Source organism: Streptomyces sp. NPDC058650 (assembly GCF_042717315.1).
GTDB lineage: Bacteria > Actinomycetota > Actinomycetes > Streptomycetales > Streptomycetaceae > Streptomyces.
The window spans coordinates 127672-144252 of record NZ_JBHXRL010000005.1; the positions used below are offsets into that span (position 1 = coordinate 127672).

Sequence of the window (16581 nt, forward strand, 5' to 3'; positions counted from 1 at the left end):
GGCAGGGATCAGTCCGTGCTGGGGTCCTGGTCGAGGAGGCCGAAGAGTTCCTCGGCCGAGGCGTTCATGAAGTCCGGCACTCCCGCGCCGTCCTCACCCCCGACCCCGACCCCGGACCCGGACCCGGACCGGTCTTCGGTCTTGGCACCGGACGCATCCGGGGTTCCGGACCCGGCTGCGATCCCTTCCTCGCCCGTGACCATCGAGCGCAGTGACCGCAGGTGCTCCAGGACCTCTTCGCTCCCGGGGTTGTCCGAAAGGCCCGTCAGCACCAAGGCGCCTTCCAGGCGGGTGAGTTGTGCCAGGAGCGCGTCCGTGTCGGCGGTGCTCCTGGAGGCCGCGGTCCCGGCCTCGGCCCCGGTCTCGGTGGCTTCGGCTCCGCGCGGCAGCTCGGCGTCCAGGTGGGCGGCGAGTGCGGCCGGGCTCGGGTGGTCGAAGACCAGGGTCGCCGGGAGGGCGAGGCCGCCGGCGGAGTTGAGGCGGTTGCGGAGTTCGACCGCGGTGAGGGAGTCGAAGCCGAGGTCGAGGAAGCCCCGTTCGGCGTCGATCCGGTGGCCGCGGGCGTGGCCGAGTACTTCGGCGACCTCGCCGACGACGAACTCCAGGAGCAGGCGCTGCCGTGCGGGCCCCTCTACGGCGGCGGCCCGTCCGGCGAGCGTGGCCGCCGCCGGTTCGGCCCGGCCGGGGCCGGGCTCCGTCCCGGCCGTCGCCGTGGCGGAGGCCGCGGACGGCCGGGGCCGGACGGTCCTGGTGTCGACGACGTCCCGGAAGAGCGCGGGGATCCCGGCCGGGTCGTCCCCGGCCGCGGCGCGCAGCCCGGCGGCGTCGAGGCGCAGGGGCAGCAGGACCGGGTACCGGCCGTCGCGGAGCGCGGCGTCGAGGAGCGCGGTGCCCTCCGCGTCGCTGATCCCGCCGATGCCCGCACGGCTCATGCGGCGCAGGTCCGCCTGGCCGAGTCCGCCGGTCATGCCGCTGTTCTCGGCCCAGAGGCCCCAGCCGAGGGAGAGGGCGGGGAGTCCGGCTGCCCGGCGGCGGGAGGCGAGGGCGTCGAGGGTGGCGTTGGCCGCCGCGTACGCGCCCTGGCCCGCGCCACCGAAGACGGCGGCGGCGGAGGAGAACATGACGAACGCGGCGAGGTCGTACGCGGACGTCGAGGTGAGTTCGTCGAGGAGGAACGCGGCGTCGACCTTGGGACGCAGTACGTGTTCGACGTCCGCGGTCGTCATCGACGGAAGGGTTCCGTCGGACAGGACTCCCGCCGTGTGGACGACCGCGGTGAGCGGGTGTTCGGCCGGAATCCCGGCGAGTACGCCGGTCAGGGCTTCCCGGTCCGCCACGTCGCACGCGGCCACCGACACCACGGCCCCGAGACCCTCCAGCTCGGTCACCAACTCCCGTGCCCCCGGGGCGTCCGGGCCGCGACGGCTCACCAGCAGCAGGCGCCGCACACCCCACTCGCCCACCACGTGCCGGGCGACCACACCGCCCAGACCGCCGGTGCCGCCGGTCAGCAGGACCGTGCCCTCCGGGTCGAGCCCCGGCGCGTCGGCGCCCGGCTCGGGGCGGACGGCAGCCAGGCGGGCCAGCCGGACGGTGCCGTCGTGCAGGGCGAGCTGGGGCTCGTCGCGCAGCCCGGCGTCGGAGAGCACCGACGGAAGGGTCCGGTACGACGGGGCGTCGTCGGCCAGGTCGAGCAGGCCGAACCGGCCGGGGTTCTCGGTCTGCGCGGACCGCACGAGCCCCCAGGCTGCCGCGTGCGACAGGTCGTCGCCGTCGTCGGCGCCGGGTCCCTCGGGGTCCCGGACCGCACCGCGGGTGACCAGGACCAGCCGGGCGCCCGTGAGGTGCTCGTCGGCGAGCCACGCCTGGAGCAGCTCCAGGGTGCGGACCACCGTGCCCCGTACGCTCCCCGCGCCGCCGTCGGCGGGACCCGCGGGCAGCGGGGCCAGGACGGTACGGGGCGCCGGGGCGCCCGCCGCCACGTCCCGGGACAGCGCGGCCAGGTCGGGGTAGACCCCGACCTCGACGCCCGCGGACTCCAGGGCGGCGGCGACCTTCAGCTCGTCCTTGCCCAGGACGGCCGTCGGCCCGTACAGCCCGGTGTACCCGTCCTGTTCGCCGGCGGAGGCCAGGGCGTACGGACGCCAGGCCACCCGGTGCATCAGCCCGCCGACGCGGCTCGCCGCCGCCTGGTCGGCGGAGACCGGGCGCAGCGTGAGGCGCTCCACGGAGACCAGCGGACGTCCCTCGCCGTCCGTCAGGGACAGCGACACGGCGTCCTTCCCCGCGGGGGCGAGGCGGACCCGGGCCGCCGCGGCACCGGCCGCGTGCACGGTGACACCGCTCCAGTGGAACGGGACGCGTACGCGCTCGGGCTCGTCGACGAGACCGCCGACCGCGATGGCGTGCAGCGACGCGTCGAGCAGGGCGGGGTGGATGCCGTAGCGGGCCGCCGCCGCGTTCGCGGACGCGTCCGTCGGCAGGGCGATGTCGGCGAAGACCTCACCCTCGTACCGCCACACCGCGCTCAGCCCCTGGAACAGCGGACCGAAGGCGAGGCCGTTGCCGTGGAGCCGCTCGTACAAGCCGTCGAGCGGAACCTCCTCGGAGCCCTGCGGCGGCCAGGCCGTCCCGGTGCTCCCGGTGGGTTCGTCGGAACCGGTGGCCAGCAGGCCGGTCGCGTGGCAGGACCACGGGGTACCGGCGGGCGCGTCGGCGATCCGGGAGTGCAGGGAGACGGGCCGTGCTCCGTCCCCGGCCGGCTCTCCGACCGTCACCCGCAGCTCGACGCCTTCGCCCTCGGGCAGCACCAGCGGCTCGCGCAGGGTCAGCTCCCGCACGTCGCGCAGTCCGGCGGACTCCGCGGCGTGGGCGGCGAGTTCGACCATCGCGGTGCCGGGAAGCAGGACGCTGCCCAGGACGGCGTGGTCCGCGAGCCACGGGTGGGTGCGCAGCGAGAGCCTGCCGGTGAGCAGCAGGCCGTCCCGGTCCGGGAGGCTGACCACGGCGCCGAGCAGCGGGTGGTCGGCGGTGCCGAGGCCGAGCCCGGCGGTGTCCGCCGCGGTGTCGGCCGCCGGCGCGTCCAGCCAGTAGCGGTCGCGGCGGAAGGCGTACGTGGGCAGGTCCACGCGGCGCGCCCCGGATCCGGCGAACCAGGCGTGCCAGTCGGGTCCTGTGCCGTGCGCGTGGGCCCTGCCGAGGGCGTCCGCGACGGTCTCGGTCTCCGACCTCTTGCGGCGCAGCAGCGCCACGAGCAACGGCCGGGGAACGTCGGCGTCGGAGTCGGCGCCGAGGCCGTCGGCCGCCATGGCGGTGAGGACCCCGTCGGGGCCCAGCTCCAGGCAGGTCCGCACGCCGAGGTCGCGCAGGACACGGACGCCGTCGAGGAAGCGGACGGTGCCGCGGACGTGCCGCACCCAGTACTCGGGGTCGCACAGGTCGTCCGGTCCCGCGGCCCGGCCGGTGACGTTCGAGACCACGGTCAGGGAAGGGCGCCGGAACTCCACCGTCTCCAGGACGGCACGGAACCCGTCGAGCATGTCGTCCATGTGCGCGGAGTGGAAGGCGTGGCTCACCCGCAGCGCGCGGGTCCTGCGGCCGAGACCGGACCAGTGCGCCTCCGCCTCCCGCGCCGCGTCGGCGTCGCCGGACAGGACGACCGCCTGCGGGCCGTTGACGGCGGCGACGTCCAGGCGTCCCGCGTACCGCTCCTCCTCCGCCTCCAGCCACGCGCGGATCTCGTCCTCCGCGGCCTGGACGGCGAGCATCGCGCCACCGGCGGGCAGCTCCTGCATGAGCCGGCCGCGGGCGGCGACCAGGAGCGCGGCGTCGGCGAGCGAGAACACACCGGCGACGTGCGCGGCGGCGATCTCGCCGACCGAGTGGCCGAGCAGCGCGGCCGGCCGCATGCCCCAGCTCTCGACGAGCCGGAACAGCGCGACCTCCAGGGCGAACAGCGCGCACTGCGTGTACCGGGTCTCGTCGAGCAGCGCGGCCTCCGCACTGCCCTCGGCGGCGAACATCACGTCGAGCAGGGGCAGTTCGAGGTGACCGTCGAAGTGGGCGCAGATCTCGTCGAGCGCCCGGGCGAAGACGGGGTACCGGTCGTACAGCTCACGGCCGGCGCCGGGCCGCTGACTGCCCTGGCCGGTGAAGAGGAACGCGGTGGAGCCGTCCCGGGCGGTGTCCTGGTGGACGTGGGCCGAGGTGCCTCCCTCGGCCAGCGTGGCCAGCCCGTCCAGGAACCCGTCCCGGTCGGCGGCGGTCACGGCGGCGCGGTGGGCGAAGGCGGTACGGCTCGTGGCGAGCGCGTACCCGATGTCCCGCAGGCCGTCGGTGTCGGTGCCGGTGTCGGTGCCGGTGCCGGTGCCGGTGCCGGGGTCGGTGTGAGTGCCGCTCAGCCAGGCGTGCAGGGCGGCGGCCTGGCCGCGCAGCGAGTGCTCGTCCTTGGCGGACAGCACCCAGGGCAGGTGCCCGCCGGAAGCCACGGAAGCCACGGAAGCCACGGAAGCCACGGGAGCCTCGGCGACCTCCCCCACCTCAGCCGTCTCGACCGCCTCCGGTGCCTGCTCCAGCACCACGTGGGCGTTCGTCCCGCTGATGCCGAACGAGGAGACGGCGGCCCGGCGCGGCCCGGCGCCGGCCGGCCAGCCGATCGGCTCGGTGACGAGGGCCAGGCCACTGTTCGCCCAGTCGACGTGCGGGCTCGGCTCGTCGGCGTGCAGGGTCTTCGGCAGGGTGCCGTGGCGCATCGCGAGGACCATCTTGATGATGCCCGCCGCACCGGCCGCGGCCTGGGTGTGCCCGATGTTGGACTTCACGGAGCCGATGGCGAGCGGCCGTTCCGCGGGCCGCCCCTTCCCGTACGTGGCCTGCAGCCCCTGGGCCTCGATGGGGTCACCGAGCGCGGTGCCCGTGCCGTGCGTCTCGACGGCGTCGATGTCGCCGGGCGTCAGCCGGGCGTCGGTCAGCGCCTGCCGGATCACCCGCTGCTGCGAGGGGCCGTTCGGCGCGGTCAGACCGTTGCTGGCACCGTCCTGGTTGACGGCGGTGCCCCGGACCACGGCGAGCACCGGGTGCCCGTTGCGCCGCGCGTCCGAGAGCCGCTCCACGAGCAGCAGCCCGACGCCCTCCGCCGCGCCGAATCCGTCGGCGTCCGCGGAGAAGGCCTTGCTCCGGCCGTCCGGGGCCAGCGCCCGCTGCCGGCTGAACTCCACGAACATGTGCGGAGTCGCCATCATCGCCACGCCACCGGCGAGCGCCATCGTGCACTCGCCGCCGCGCAGCGCCCGCACCGCCAGGTGCAGGGCGGTCAGCGAGGACGAGCAGGCCGTGTCGACGGTCGTCGCGGGCCCTTCGAGGCCGAAGGTGTACGCGATGCGGCCGGACGCGACGCTGGCGGTGTTGCCGGTCAGCAGGTAACCCTCCACACCACGCGGGGCGTTGGGGACGCGGGCCGCGTAGTCCTGGTAGGAGAGGCCGATGAAGACACCGGTGCTGCTGCCGCGCAGCGAGCCCGGCTCGATGCCGGCACGCTCGAACGCCTCCCAGGACGTCTCCAGGAGCAACCGCTGCTGCGGGTCCATGGCGAGCGCCTCGCGCGGCGAGACCCCGAAGAACTCCGCGTCGAACTCGGCCGAGTCGTGCAGGAACCCGCCCTCGCGGACGTACGCCCTGCCGAGCGCGTCAGGGTCCGCGTCGAACAGACCCTCCAGGTCCCAGCCGCGGTCGGTCGGGAACGGCGTGATGCCCTCGCCGCCCTCGGACAGCATCCGCCACAGGTCCTCCGGGCTGCGGACGCCACCGGGGTAGCGGCAGCTCATCGCGACGATCGCGATCGGATCGGTGTCGGTGTCGGTGTCGGAGGCGACACCGATGGTGGACGGCCGGGCGTCCGCCGTCTCCTCCTCGCCGAGGAACTCGGCACGGAGCAGGGCCGCGAGAGCCAGGGGCGTCGGGTGGTCGAAGACGAGCGTCGCGGGCAGCTGGAGCCCGGTCGCCCGGGTCAGCCGGTTGCGGAGTTCGACACCGGCGAGCGAGTCGAAGCCGATGTCCTTGAAGGCCCGGCCGCTGTCGACGTCCTCCGGCGAGCGCATCCGGAGCACGGCGGCTGCCTGCGCCCGTACGAGACCGAGGAGGATCTCCGTACGCTCGCCGGGAGCCGCGGCGGCCAGCCGCTCGGCCAGGGGGTTCCCGCCCGTGGACGGGCTCCCGTCCTGCCCGGCGGCGGCGCTCTCCCGCGCGTCGATGATGCGCCGCACCTCGGGCAGCTCCTCGACCAGGGGCTGCGGGCGGCCGGAGGAGTACGCGAGGTAGAAACGGTCCCAGTCGATGTCCGCGACGGTGATCGCGGTCTCGTCCCGGCCGAGCACGGACTCCAGTGCGGCCAGGGCGAGCTCCGGGTCCATGCCGGGCACGCCGTGGCGGTGCAGCCGCTCGGCCACCCCGTCACCGGCGGCCATGCCGCCGCCGTCCCACGGCCCCCAGGCCACCGAGACGGCGGTCCGGCCGGCGGCCCGGCGGCGGGCGGCTAGGGCGTCGAGGTAGGCGTTGTGCGGGGCGTAGTTGCCCTGACCGGGGATGCCCAGGGTGCTCGACACCGACGAGAAGAGCACGAACGCGTCGAGGTCGAGGTCCTGCGTGAGCTCGTCGAGCACCGCGGCACCGACGGCCTTCGCGCGGTGGGCCCGCCGGATCTGCGCGGCGGTCAACGTGTCCACGACGCCGTCGTCGAGCGCGCCGGCGGTGTGGAGGACGGCGGTGAGGGGGGCGTCGGCGGGGATGTCGCCGAGGAGGGTGCGCATGGCGTCGACGTCGGTCACGTCACATGCGGCGACGGTGACCCGCGCGCCCAAGGAGCGGATCTCATCCGCGAGTTCGACGGCTCCGGGTGCCTGGTCGCCGCTGCGGCTGACGAGGAGGAGGTGTTCGGCGCCGTGGTGGGCCATCCAGCGGGCGGCGTGGCTGCCGAGGGCTCCGGTGCCTCCGGTGATGAGGACGGTGCCGTGGGGCTGCCAGTCGCGGGTGGGGCGGCGTCCGTGGAGAGGAGCGCGGGCGAGACGGCGGGCGTGGAGTCCGGTGGCGCGTACGGCGACCTGGTCCTCGCCCGTACCACCGGCGAGAACCACGAGCATGTGGTCCAGCGCGGCCTGGTCGGCGTCCGTGGGGAGGTCGACGAGACCGGCCCAGCGTTCGGGGTGTTCGAGGGCGACGACGCGGCCGAGGCCCCAGAGCATGGCCTGGTCGGGGTCGGCGGGGGTGTCGTGGCGTCCGAGGGAGACGGCGCCGCGGGTGACGCACCACAGAGGCGCGCCGATTCCGGCGTCACCGAGTGCCTGTACCCAGGCCACCTGCGACACGAGTCCGTCGAGCAGGGAGACCACACCGGTGAATCCGTCACCGGCCGTCAGCCCGGCCAGCCGGGCGGCGAGGGCCTCACGGTCATCGTCCGCCCCGGCCGCCAGCACCTCCACCTGGGCGCCGGCGTCGACCAGCGCGGTGAGCACGGCGGCAGCCTGCGAGGAGTGGTCCTCGGGCGTGACGGCGAGCCAGCGCCCGGACAGCCCGGCGCGCGCGGCCTCCTCGGTGACCGCGAGCCGCTTCCAGTCGACGCGGTAGCGCCAGTCGTCGGCGGTGGTGAGGGTGGCGGGAGTGTTCTGGAGCCAGTAGCGCTCGGCCTGGAAGGCGTAGGTGGGGAGGTCGGGGTGGTGTCCGGTGGTGGCCGGGAGGAGAGGGCTCCAGTCGACCGCGAGGCCGTTGGCCCACGCCTCGGCGAGGGACGCGACCAGACGCTCCTGCCCGCCCTCCTCGCGGCGGAGGGTGCCGAGGCCTGTGACGGTCTCCGGCAGAGCCATGGTGAGGACGGGATGGGCGCTGACCTCGACGAAGTGGGTGAAGTCCTCGTCTGCGGCGAGGGTTTCGACGGCGGGGGCGAAGCCGACGCGGTGGCGGAGGTTGCGGTACCAGTAGCCGCCGTCGAGGGCGGGCTCGGTGATCCAGGCGCCTTCGAGGGTGGAGTAGAACGGCACGCGCGGTGTCTGCGGGGTGAGCCCGGCGAGGACCTCGGCGAGCTCGTCCTCGATGATCTCGACCTGCTGGCTGTGGGAGGCGTAGTCGACGGGGATGATGCGCGCACGGACCCCGTCGGCTTTGCACGCCCGCGCCAGCTCGTCGATCTGTACGGGGTCACCGGATACGACGGTGGCGGTCGGCCCGTTCACGGCGGCCACCGACAGCCCGTCGAAGGCATGCAGGCGCTCCTGGACGGCGGTCTCGCTCAGCGCGAGGGAGAGCATGCCGCCCTTGCCGGCGAGGTGTGCGGCGATCGACTTGCTGCGCAGGGCCACGACTCGGGCGGCGTCGTCCAGGCTGAGCGCTCCGGCGACACAGGCGGCGGCGATCTCGCCTTGCGAGTGCCCGACGACGGCCTGAGGCGTCACACCGTGGTGCTGCCAGACCCGTGCCAGGGAGACCATGACGGCGAAGGTGACGGGCTGGACGACGTCGACCCGCTCCAGCGTGGGCGCACCGGGCGTCTGCCGTACGACGGCTTCAAGTGACCAGTCGACGTACGGGGCGAGCGCGGTCTCGCACTCGGCCATCGCAGCGGCGAACTCCTGCGATGCATCAAGGAGTTCGGCACCCATCCCGGCCCACTGCGTGCCCTGCCCCGGGAAGACGAACGCCACCCGACCCACGCCGGAAGACGTGCCGCGTATCAGCCCTTCCGGATCGGCCAAGGCCTGTATGAGAACGTCTCGCCCGGCGCCGATCGCGACGGCCCGGTGCTCGAACTCCGCACGCCCGCCGGCCAGTACGCGCGCGACGGCACCCGCATCCAGATCCGTACGGCTGTCCGCGTACGAGGCAAGGCGCCCGATCTGCGCGTCCAGCGCGGCCGGGGTCTTCGCGGACACCGGCCACGGCACCACACCACCGTCGACCGACGGCTCGGCGCCCTCCGCTTCCTCGACGGCCGGAGCCTCTTCCAGCACCACGTGCGCGTTCGTGCCGCTGATGCCGAACGACGAGACCGCTGCCCGGCGCAGTCCGCCGTCGCCCTTCTCCGGCCACTCCATGGCCTCGGTGAGGAGCTCGACCGCGCCCGCCGACCAGTCGATCTGATCCGACGGCTCGTCCACGTGCAGCGTCTTCGGCAGCAGCCCGTGGCGCATCGCCTGGACCATCTTGATGACGCCGGAGACGCCGGCGGCGGCCTGGGTGTGTCCGATGTTGGACTTCAACGATCCGAGTCGCAGCGGCTGTTCGCCGTCCCGACCCTGTCCGTACGTGGCGATGAGCGCCTGCGCCTCGATCGGGTCGCCGAGCCGCGTGCCCGTCCCGTGCGCCTCGACGACGTCCACGTCGTTCGGCGTCAGCCGGGCGTCCGCCAGCGCCCGCTGGATCACGCGCTGCTGCGACGGCCCGTTCGGAGCCGTAAGACCGTTGCTCGCGCCGTCCTGGTTGACCGCGCTGCCGCGCACGACCGCGAGGACCTGGTGGCCGTTGCGCCGCGCGTCCGACAGGCGCTCGACGAGGAGGACGCCGACGCCCTCGGACCAGCTGGTGCCGTCCGCCGACGCGGCGAACGCCTTCGACCGGCCGTCCTCCGCGAGCCCGCGCTGGCGGCTGAACTCCACGAACATCCCGGGCGTGGGCATCACGGCCACGCCGCCGGCGAGGGCCATGTCGACCTCGCCCTTGCGCAGGGCCTGCACGGCGAGGTGCAGCGCCACCAGCGACGACGAACACGCCGTGTCCACCGTCAGGGCGGGGCCCTCCAGGCCCAGCGTGTACGAGACGCGGCCCGACATCACACTGGCCGTGTTGCCGGTCAGCAGGTAGCCGTCGAGGCCTTCCCCGCCGTCCCGCAGGCTCGGCCCGTACTCGTGGGTCATCGCTCCGGTGAAGACGCCGACCTGCCGTCCCCGCAGGGAGGTCGGGTCGATCCCGGCGTCCTCGACGGCCTCCCAGGAGGTTTCGAGGAGGAGCCGCTGCTGCGGGTCCATGGCGAGGGCCTCGCGCGGCGAGATCCCGAAGAACGCCGCGTCGAAACCGGCGACGTTCTCGATGAACCCGCCCTGGCGCACGTACGACGTGCCGGCGTGCTCGGGGTCCGGGTGGTACAGGCCCTCGACGTCCCAGCCGCGGTCCTGCGGGAACTCCGAGATCGCGTCCCCGCCCCCCGCCACCAGCCGCCAGAGGTCCTCCGGTGAGGCGACACCGCCCGGCAGGCGGCAGGCCATGCCGACGATCGCCACCGGCTCGTCGACGGCACCGGCCACCGCCACCGGAGCCCGCCCGGCGTCGCCGGCCTGCTGCCCCAGGGCCTCGCCGTGCAGGACGACGAGCAACTGCTCCGCCAGCGCCTCGGGCGTGGGGAAGTCGAAGATCATGGACGGCGCCATCCGTACGCCGAAGGCGGCGTTGATCCGGTTGCGCAGGTCCACGCCGGTCAAGGAGGTGCAGCCGGCCTCACGGAAGGTCCGGTCGACCTCGATCCGGCCCCCGGTCGCGTACCCGAGCACCTGGGCCGTCTGCGCCCGGACCTTGTCCAGGATCACGCGCAGCTGCTCGTCCCGGTCGAGCGCCGCCAGCTCGGCGGCCTCGGCGCGGAGCACGGCGGGCCGGACCGGCAGGTCGGCCGCGGGGGCGAGTTCCTCGATCTCGCCCAGCCAGTAGCGCTCGGTCTGGAAGGCGTAGGTGGGGAGGTCGGGGTGTCGGCCGGTGGTGGCGGGGAGGAGAGGGCTCCAGTCGACCGCGAGGCCGTTGGCCCACGCCTCGGCGAGGGACGCGACCAGACGCTCCTGCCCTCCCTCCTCGCGGCGGAGGGTGCCGAGACCGGTGACGGTCTCCGGCAGAGCCATGGTGAGGACGGGGTGGGCGCTGACCTCGACGAAGTGGGTGAAGCCTTCGTCTGCGGCCAGTGTCTCGACCGCCGGGGCGAAGCCGACGCGGTGGCGGAGGTTGCGGTACCAGTAGCCGCCGTCGAGGGCGGGCTCGGTGATCCAGCCGCCTTCGAGGGTCGAGAAGAACGGCACCTGCGGAGCCTGGGGAGTCAGGCCCGCGAGAACCTCGGCCAGCTCGTCCTCGATGATCTCGACCTGCTGGCTGTGGGAGGCGTAGTCGACCGGGATGATCCGCGCACGGACCCCGTCGGCCTTGCACGCCCGCGCCAGCTCCTCGATCTGTACGGGGTCGCCCGACACCACCGTGGCGGTCGGCCCGTTCACGGCGGCCACCGACAGCCCGTCGAAGGCATGCAGGCGCTCCTGGACGGCGGTCTCGCTCAGCGCGAGGGAGAGCATGCCGCCCTTGCCGGCGAGGTGTGCGGCGATCGACTTGCTGCGCAGGGCCACGACCCGGGCGGCGTCGTCCAGGCTGAGCGCACCGGCGACACAGGCGGCGGCGATCTCGCCTTGCGAGTGCCCGACGACGGCCTGCGGCGTCACGCCGTGGTGCTGCCAGACCCGTGCCAGGGAGACCATGACGGCGAAGGTGACGGGCTGGACGACGTCGACCCGCTCCAGCGTGGGCGCACCCGGCGTCTGCCGGACGACGGCCTCAAGCGACCAGTCCACGTACGGGGCGAGCGCGGTCTCGCACTCGGCCATCGCAGCGGCGAACTCCTCCGATGCATCAAGGAGTTCGGCACCCATCCCAGCCCACTGCGTGCCCTGCCCCGGGAAGACGAAGGCCACGCGGCCGACACCGGAAGCCACACCCCGGACGAGTGCCTCAGGAGTGGCCAGCGCCCCCGCGAGCGCGGCCCGTCCGGCACCGATCGCGACGGCCCGGTGCTCGAACTCCGCGCGCCCGTCGACGAGTACGCGCGCCACCGCACCCGGGTCGACGTCCGTACGGTCGTCCGCGTACGCGGCGAGCCGCCCGATCTGCGCGTCGAGCGCGGCCGGAGTCTTCGCGGACACCAGCCACGGCACCACCACACCACCGTCGACCGACGGCTCGGCGCCCTCCGCTTCCTCGGCGGCCGGGGCCTCCTCCAGCACCACGTGCGCGTTCGTCCCGCCCATGCCGAACGAGGACACGCCGACGACCATCCGCTGACCGTCGTGCTCCGGCTCCCACGGCAGGTACTCCGTGTTCACCCTGAGGTTCAGTTCCTCGAGGGGGATCGCCGGGTTCGGGGTCTCGTAGTTCAGGCTGGCGGGCAGCGCGCGGCCGCGGAGCGCCAGGACGGCCTTGATGAAGCCGGCGATACCGGCCGCGCCCTCCAGGTGCCCGATGTTCGTCTTGACCGAGCCGACCAGGAGCGGACGCCCGGCCGGGCGTCCGGTGCCGAGGGCGGCGCCCAGCGCCGCGGCCTCGATCGGGTCGCCCACGGGAGTGCCCGTGCCGTGCAGCTCGACGTACCGCACGTCGGACGGCGCGGTCCCGGCCTGCGCGTGGGCCTCCCGGAGCACCGCCTCCTGCGCCTGCGCGTCGGGGGTCGTCATGCCCTGGGCGGCGCCGCCGTTGTTGACGGCGCTGCCCCGGATCACGGCGAGCACCGGGTCGCCGTCGGCGATCGCCCGGGAGAGCCGCTTCAGGACGACGAAACCGCCGCCCTCACCGCGTACGTAGCCGTTCGCGCGCGCGTCGAAGGTGTAGGCGCGGCCGTCGGGGGAGAGACCGCCGAACTTGCTCGCGCCGATGGTGCTGTCCGGCACCAGGTTGAGCGAGATGCCGCCGGCGAGCGCCAGCTCCGACTCGCCCCGCCGCAGGCTCTCGCACGCCAGGTGGACGGCGACGAGCGACGACGACTGGCCGGAGTCGACCACCAGGCTCGGGCCACTGAGCCCGAGCGTGTACGAGAGCCGGTTCGCGATGATGCCCCGGTGGAGGCCGGTGACCGTGTGCGGGGTGATCGCGGAGGCGCCCTGGCGGTGCTTCAGGGTGGCGTAGTCGTCCCAGATGGCGCCGGCGAAGACGCCGGTACGGGTGCCGGCGAGCGAGGACGGGTCGATCCCGGCGCGCTCCAGGGCCTCCCAGCCCAGCTCCAGCGCGAGCCGCTGCTGCGGGTCCATCTCCGCGGCCTCGCGGGGCGAGATGCCGAAGAAGGCGGCGTCGAACCGGTCGACGTCCTCGATGAACCCGCCCCACCGGGTGTTCATGCGGCCGGGGGAGGAGCGGTCCGGGTCGTAGAAGTCGCCCGCGTTCCAGCGGTCCGCGGGGACGTCGGTCACGGCCTGGCCGCCCGCCGTCAGGAGCTCCCAGAACTCTCTCGGGTCCCGGGCGCCGGGCACCCGGCACGAGATGCCGACGACGGCGACGGGTTCCGCTGTGCCGTGCGCGGAACCGGCGTCGTTCGACACGGACACGAATTCCTCGGACTCACTCTTGGACACTGTCGACATCTCTCCACGAATCAATTCGGCGCGCACATCACCGGTGGGAAGCAGGAGAGAAGGAGTGCTCCGCACGATCAGGGCCGGCGGGGGGCAACCCCCGTCGGACCCACACTTCCCCCATGTCCCACGCTGCCGCCCCACGCCCTGTCACCGGTGTTCTCGCGCCGGTCCTGGTAATTCCGGCTGAAGACATCCGGCTCCGTTTCCGGAAGCCGCGCTTTCACCCAACCTCAGGGCACCCCCCCTATGCGCCCCCTAGGTTCCCCCTATACCTGGCGTCGACCCCAGGCCACGGGTGTCCGGCGGAGCGATGGACCCCCCTTGTCGGGGTGTCCGGAGGTGGTGCCCGCCGCATACGCGGGTCCCATGGTGTCGCGTCGACTCCCGCTCTATACCAATGGTCGGGAAATCCACGCCAGGTAAAGGGAGGGGTAACGGCCGTTCCCGGGGGAATGGCTTGATTTCGCCCCCGACATGACATAGTTCGGCCCCGGAGGCGGGAGCGGCCGACGAGCGGCGGGCTCAACCCGACCCCGCCGGAGGTGCGTTGGACGGCCCCCGCGCGGCAGGCCGCCAGGGCCCTCCAATACCACTCCGCCGCACCTCACTTGGGGGGTAGCGCCACCGCCGTGACCCTCTCGACCCCTTCCGCCGGCCGCTCACCGCGCCCTCCCGGCCCGCTCCCAACTCCCGTGCGGAGGGCCGTCACTACGTCAACTCGCTCTCCTGCCGGGCGACGGACCGTGAGGTATGGTCCGTGCCAAGTCCATTGACCACGGCAGGCAGGGAGGGGATCGTTCATGGCAGTGCGCGACTCCATACCGAGACGAGCGGATCGCGACGTCCTCCGCCGCGAATTAGGGCAGAACTTTCTCCAGGACAACAGAGCTGTGCGCAATCTCGTCCGGCAGGTCGAGGGGGACGGGCGACACGTTCTCGAAATCGGCCCCGGAAAAGGCGCGATCACCGAGGAGTTGCTGCACTCCTTCGACACCGTGACGGCCGTGGAGATGGACCCGCACTGGGCCGCGCACGTACGGAGGAAGTTCGACGGGGAAAGGGTCACCGTATTCCAAGGTGATTTCCTCGACTTCCGTTTTCCGCACGAGATCGACACCGTCGTCGGAAACGTCCCCTTCGGTATCACGACCCAGATCCTCCGGCGTCTTCTGGAATCGACGAACTGGCAGTCGGCGGCCCTGATAGTGCAGTGGGAGGTCGCCCGTAAACGCGCCGGTCGCAGCGGCGGATCGTTGCTCACGACCTCCTGGGCCCCGTGGTACGAGTTCACGCTCCACGACCGCGTCCGCGCCACGTCGTTCCGTCCGATGCCCAGCGTCGACGGGGGCATCCTGACGATCCGACGGCGCCCCCAGCCCCTGTTGCCGGAGAGCGCGAGCCGCGCCTTCCAGCAGTTCGCCGAAGCCGTCTTCACCGGCCCCGGACGCGGCCTCGCCGAGATCCTTCGGCGCCACATCCCCAAACGGACCTACCGCTCCCTCGCCGACCGCCACGGAATTCCGGACGGCGGACTGCCGAAGGACCTGACCCTCGCCCAATGGATCGCCCTTTTCGAGGCTTCCCAGCCGGGGTACGCGCCGGGGGCGACCGGCGCGCGCATGCCCGCCCAGGGCGGCGGCGGCAGGGAGTACGAGCCGGAGGCGAACAGGACCCGTTCCTCGTCCGCCAGGTCCGACCGGACGCCCCCCGCGACGCCCGAGGGTCGCAGGTACGGCCCCACGCGCGGCGGTGACCCCTGCGCTCCCCGCGCACAGGTCCGCCAGACGAAGGGACGCCAGGGCGCGCGAGGCTCGTCGTACGGACGCCGCACGGGCAGATAACCGCCCCGCAGCCCCGCGGCCCGCAACGCCGCAACCGCGCAGCCTCGCCACACCCCTCCCGCTGTTCACGAGCGGGAGGGGAGCGTCGAGGAACGAGGAAAGGGGAAGCGACCACTGAGACCGGCATCGAACACGGATCAGGCACAGGTCAGGACCCTTCCGGTCGGCCCCTGCCCCGCCCCTGCTCGGTCCCGGTGGAGCTCCGTACGACCCGCCCCCGGCCGCGCCGCGCCTGCGGCACGCCCCGACGGCTCGCGGATGCCCGGCCGCCCGGGTGACCGGCCCCTGCCCTGGCCGCGCCGAACGCTCCGGTCGCGCCGCCGGCCGTGCCGCCGACGGCACCGTCGGCCGTACCCCCGGACAGCTCCCACAGCGACGCCCACTGACCCGGCTTGAGATCCTTCGGCAGGGCGTGCGGCGAGATCTCGTTCCTCAGCAGCCACGCCGCCAGATCCCGCTGCGAGATCCGTCCGGTACGCCGCAGGATCTCCTTCAGCCCGTTCCCCTTGCCGGTGAACACCTGGCGTACGAAGTCCTGGTACGTCTTCACCTGGCCCACGAGGGGCGCCGACCGCCGTCGGATCGACAGGATCCCTCCGTCCACCCCCGGCATCGGGCGGAAGGCCCGTGCGGGGACCCGGGAGTGCAGGTCGAACTCGTACCAGGGCGCCCAGCTGGCCGTCAGCAGGGTCGCCCCGCCGACGCCGGCCCTGCGGCGGGCGACCTCCCACTGGACGAGGAGGACGGCCGTGTGCCAGTGCTGGGCGTCGAGCAGCCGCCGCATGATCGCCGTCGTCAGGTGGAAGGGGACGTTGCCGACGACCACGTGCGGGTTGCGCGGCAGCGGGTAGTGCAGGAAGTCGTGGTGCACCACGTCCACGTGACCGGGGGTACGGACCCCGAGGCGCTGCGCTCGCCGGCCGTCGAGCTCGACGGCGGTGATCGGCCTGCCGTGCCTGCTCAGCGGGAGGGTCAGGGCACCGTCACCCGGACCGATCTCCAGTATCGGACCCTTGGTCCTGGCCACCAGGCCGTCGATCTCGTCGATCACGGACCGGTCGACGAGGAAGTTCTGGCCGAGCTCGTGTCGGCCGCCCTGCGGGGAATATGGCATGAGTCTGCTCCGCGAAACCGTTCGGAGCCGGGGCAGCACGAAGAGCCGCACCGGCGGGACCCGGAAGCGGAGGGCCTGAACGAACGCGAGAGCGCGAGTGCCGACGCAGGAGTGCGAGGACGCGCGGAGAGTGAGACGCGTGAAGAGGGGCCCGCCGCTAGGAGCGGCGCAGCCTCATGTAACGGGCCTGAGCGTGGCAGAACTGCATGGCGCCAGCGTAACACCGCCGGAATCCGACCCCGTTGACGTTTCCCCGGGTCCCGACGCCCCGACGCCC

Annotated in this window: 2 protein-coding genes and 1 pseudogene; 1 reads left to right on the forward strand and 2 read right to left on the reverse strand. The window is 73.6% G+C overall.

All coding sequences use genetic code 11. The annotated features are described in order from the left end of the window. Positions 1-8 precede the first annotated feature (8 nt). Positions 9-13313, reverse strand: a complete 13305-nt coding sequence (locus tag ACFWWU_RS10875; protein ID WP_384142168.1) for an SDR family NAD(P)-dependent oxidoreductase — start codon at positions 13311-13313, stop codon at positions 9-11. Between the two features lie 836 nt (positions 13314-14149). On the opposite strand from ACFWWU_RS10875, the gene erm (ACFWWU_RS10880) reads away from it, so the two are divergent. Next, positions 14150-15190, forward strand: coding sequence for a 23S ribosomal RNA methyltransferase Erm (gene erm / locus ACFWWU_RS10880; protein ID WP_384142171.1), 1041 nt, complete (start codon positions 14150-14152; stop codon positions 15188-15190). Positions 15191-15545: 355 nt separating this feature from the next. On the opposite strand, the pseudogene erm (ACFWWU_RS10885) reads toward erm (ACFWWU_RS10880), so the two are convergent. Beyond that, positions 15546-16304, reverse strand: a pseudogene (erm, locus tag ACFWWU_RS10885) (23S ribosomal RNA methyltransferase Erm); the annotation flags it as partial. Positions 16305-16581 lie beyond the last annotated feature (277 nt).

Excerpts from the sequence above, each read along its gene's own strand:
- erm (WP_384142171.1), top strand. The coding sequence starts at position 14,150 with ATGGCAGTGCGCGACTCCATACCGAGACGAGCGGATCGCGACGTCCTC.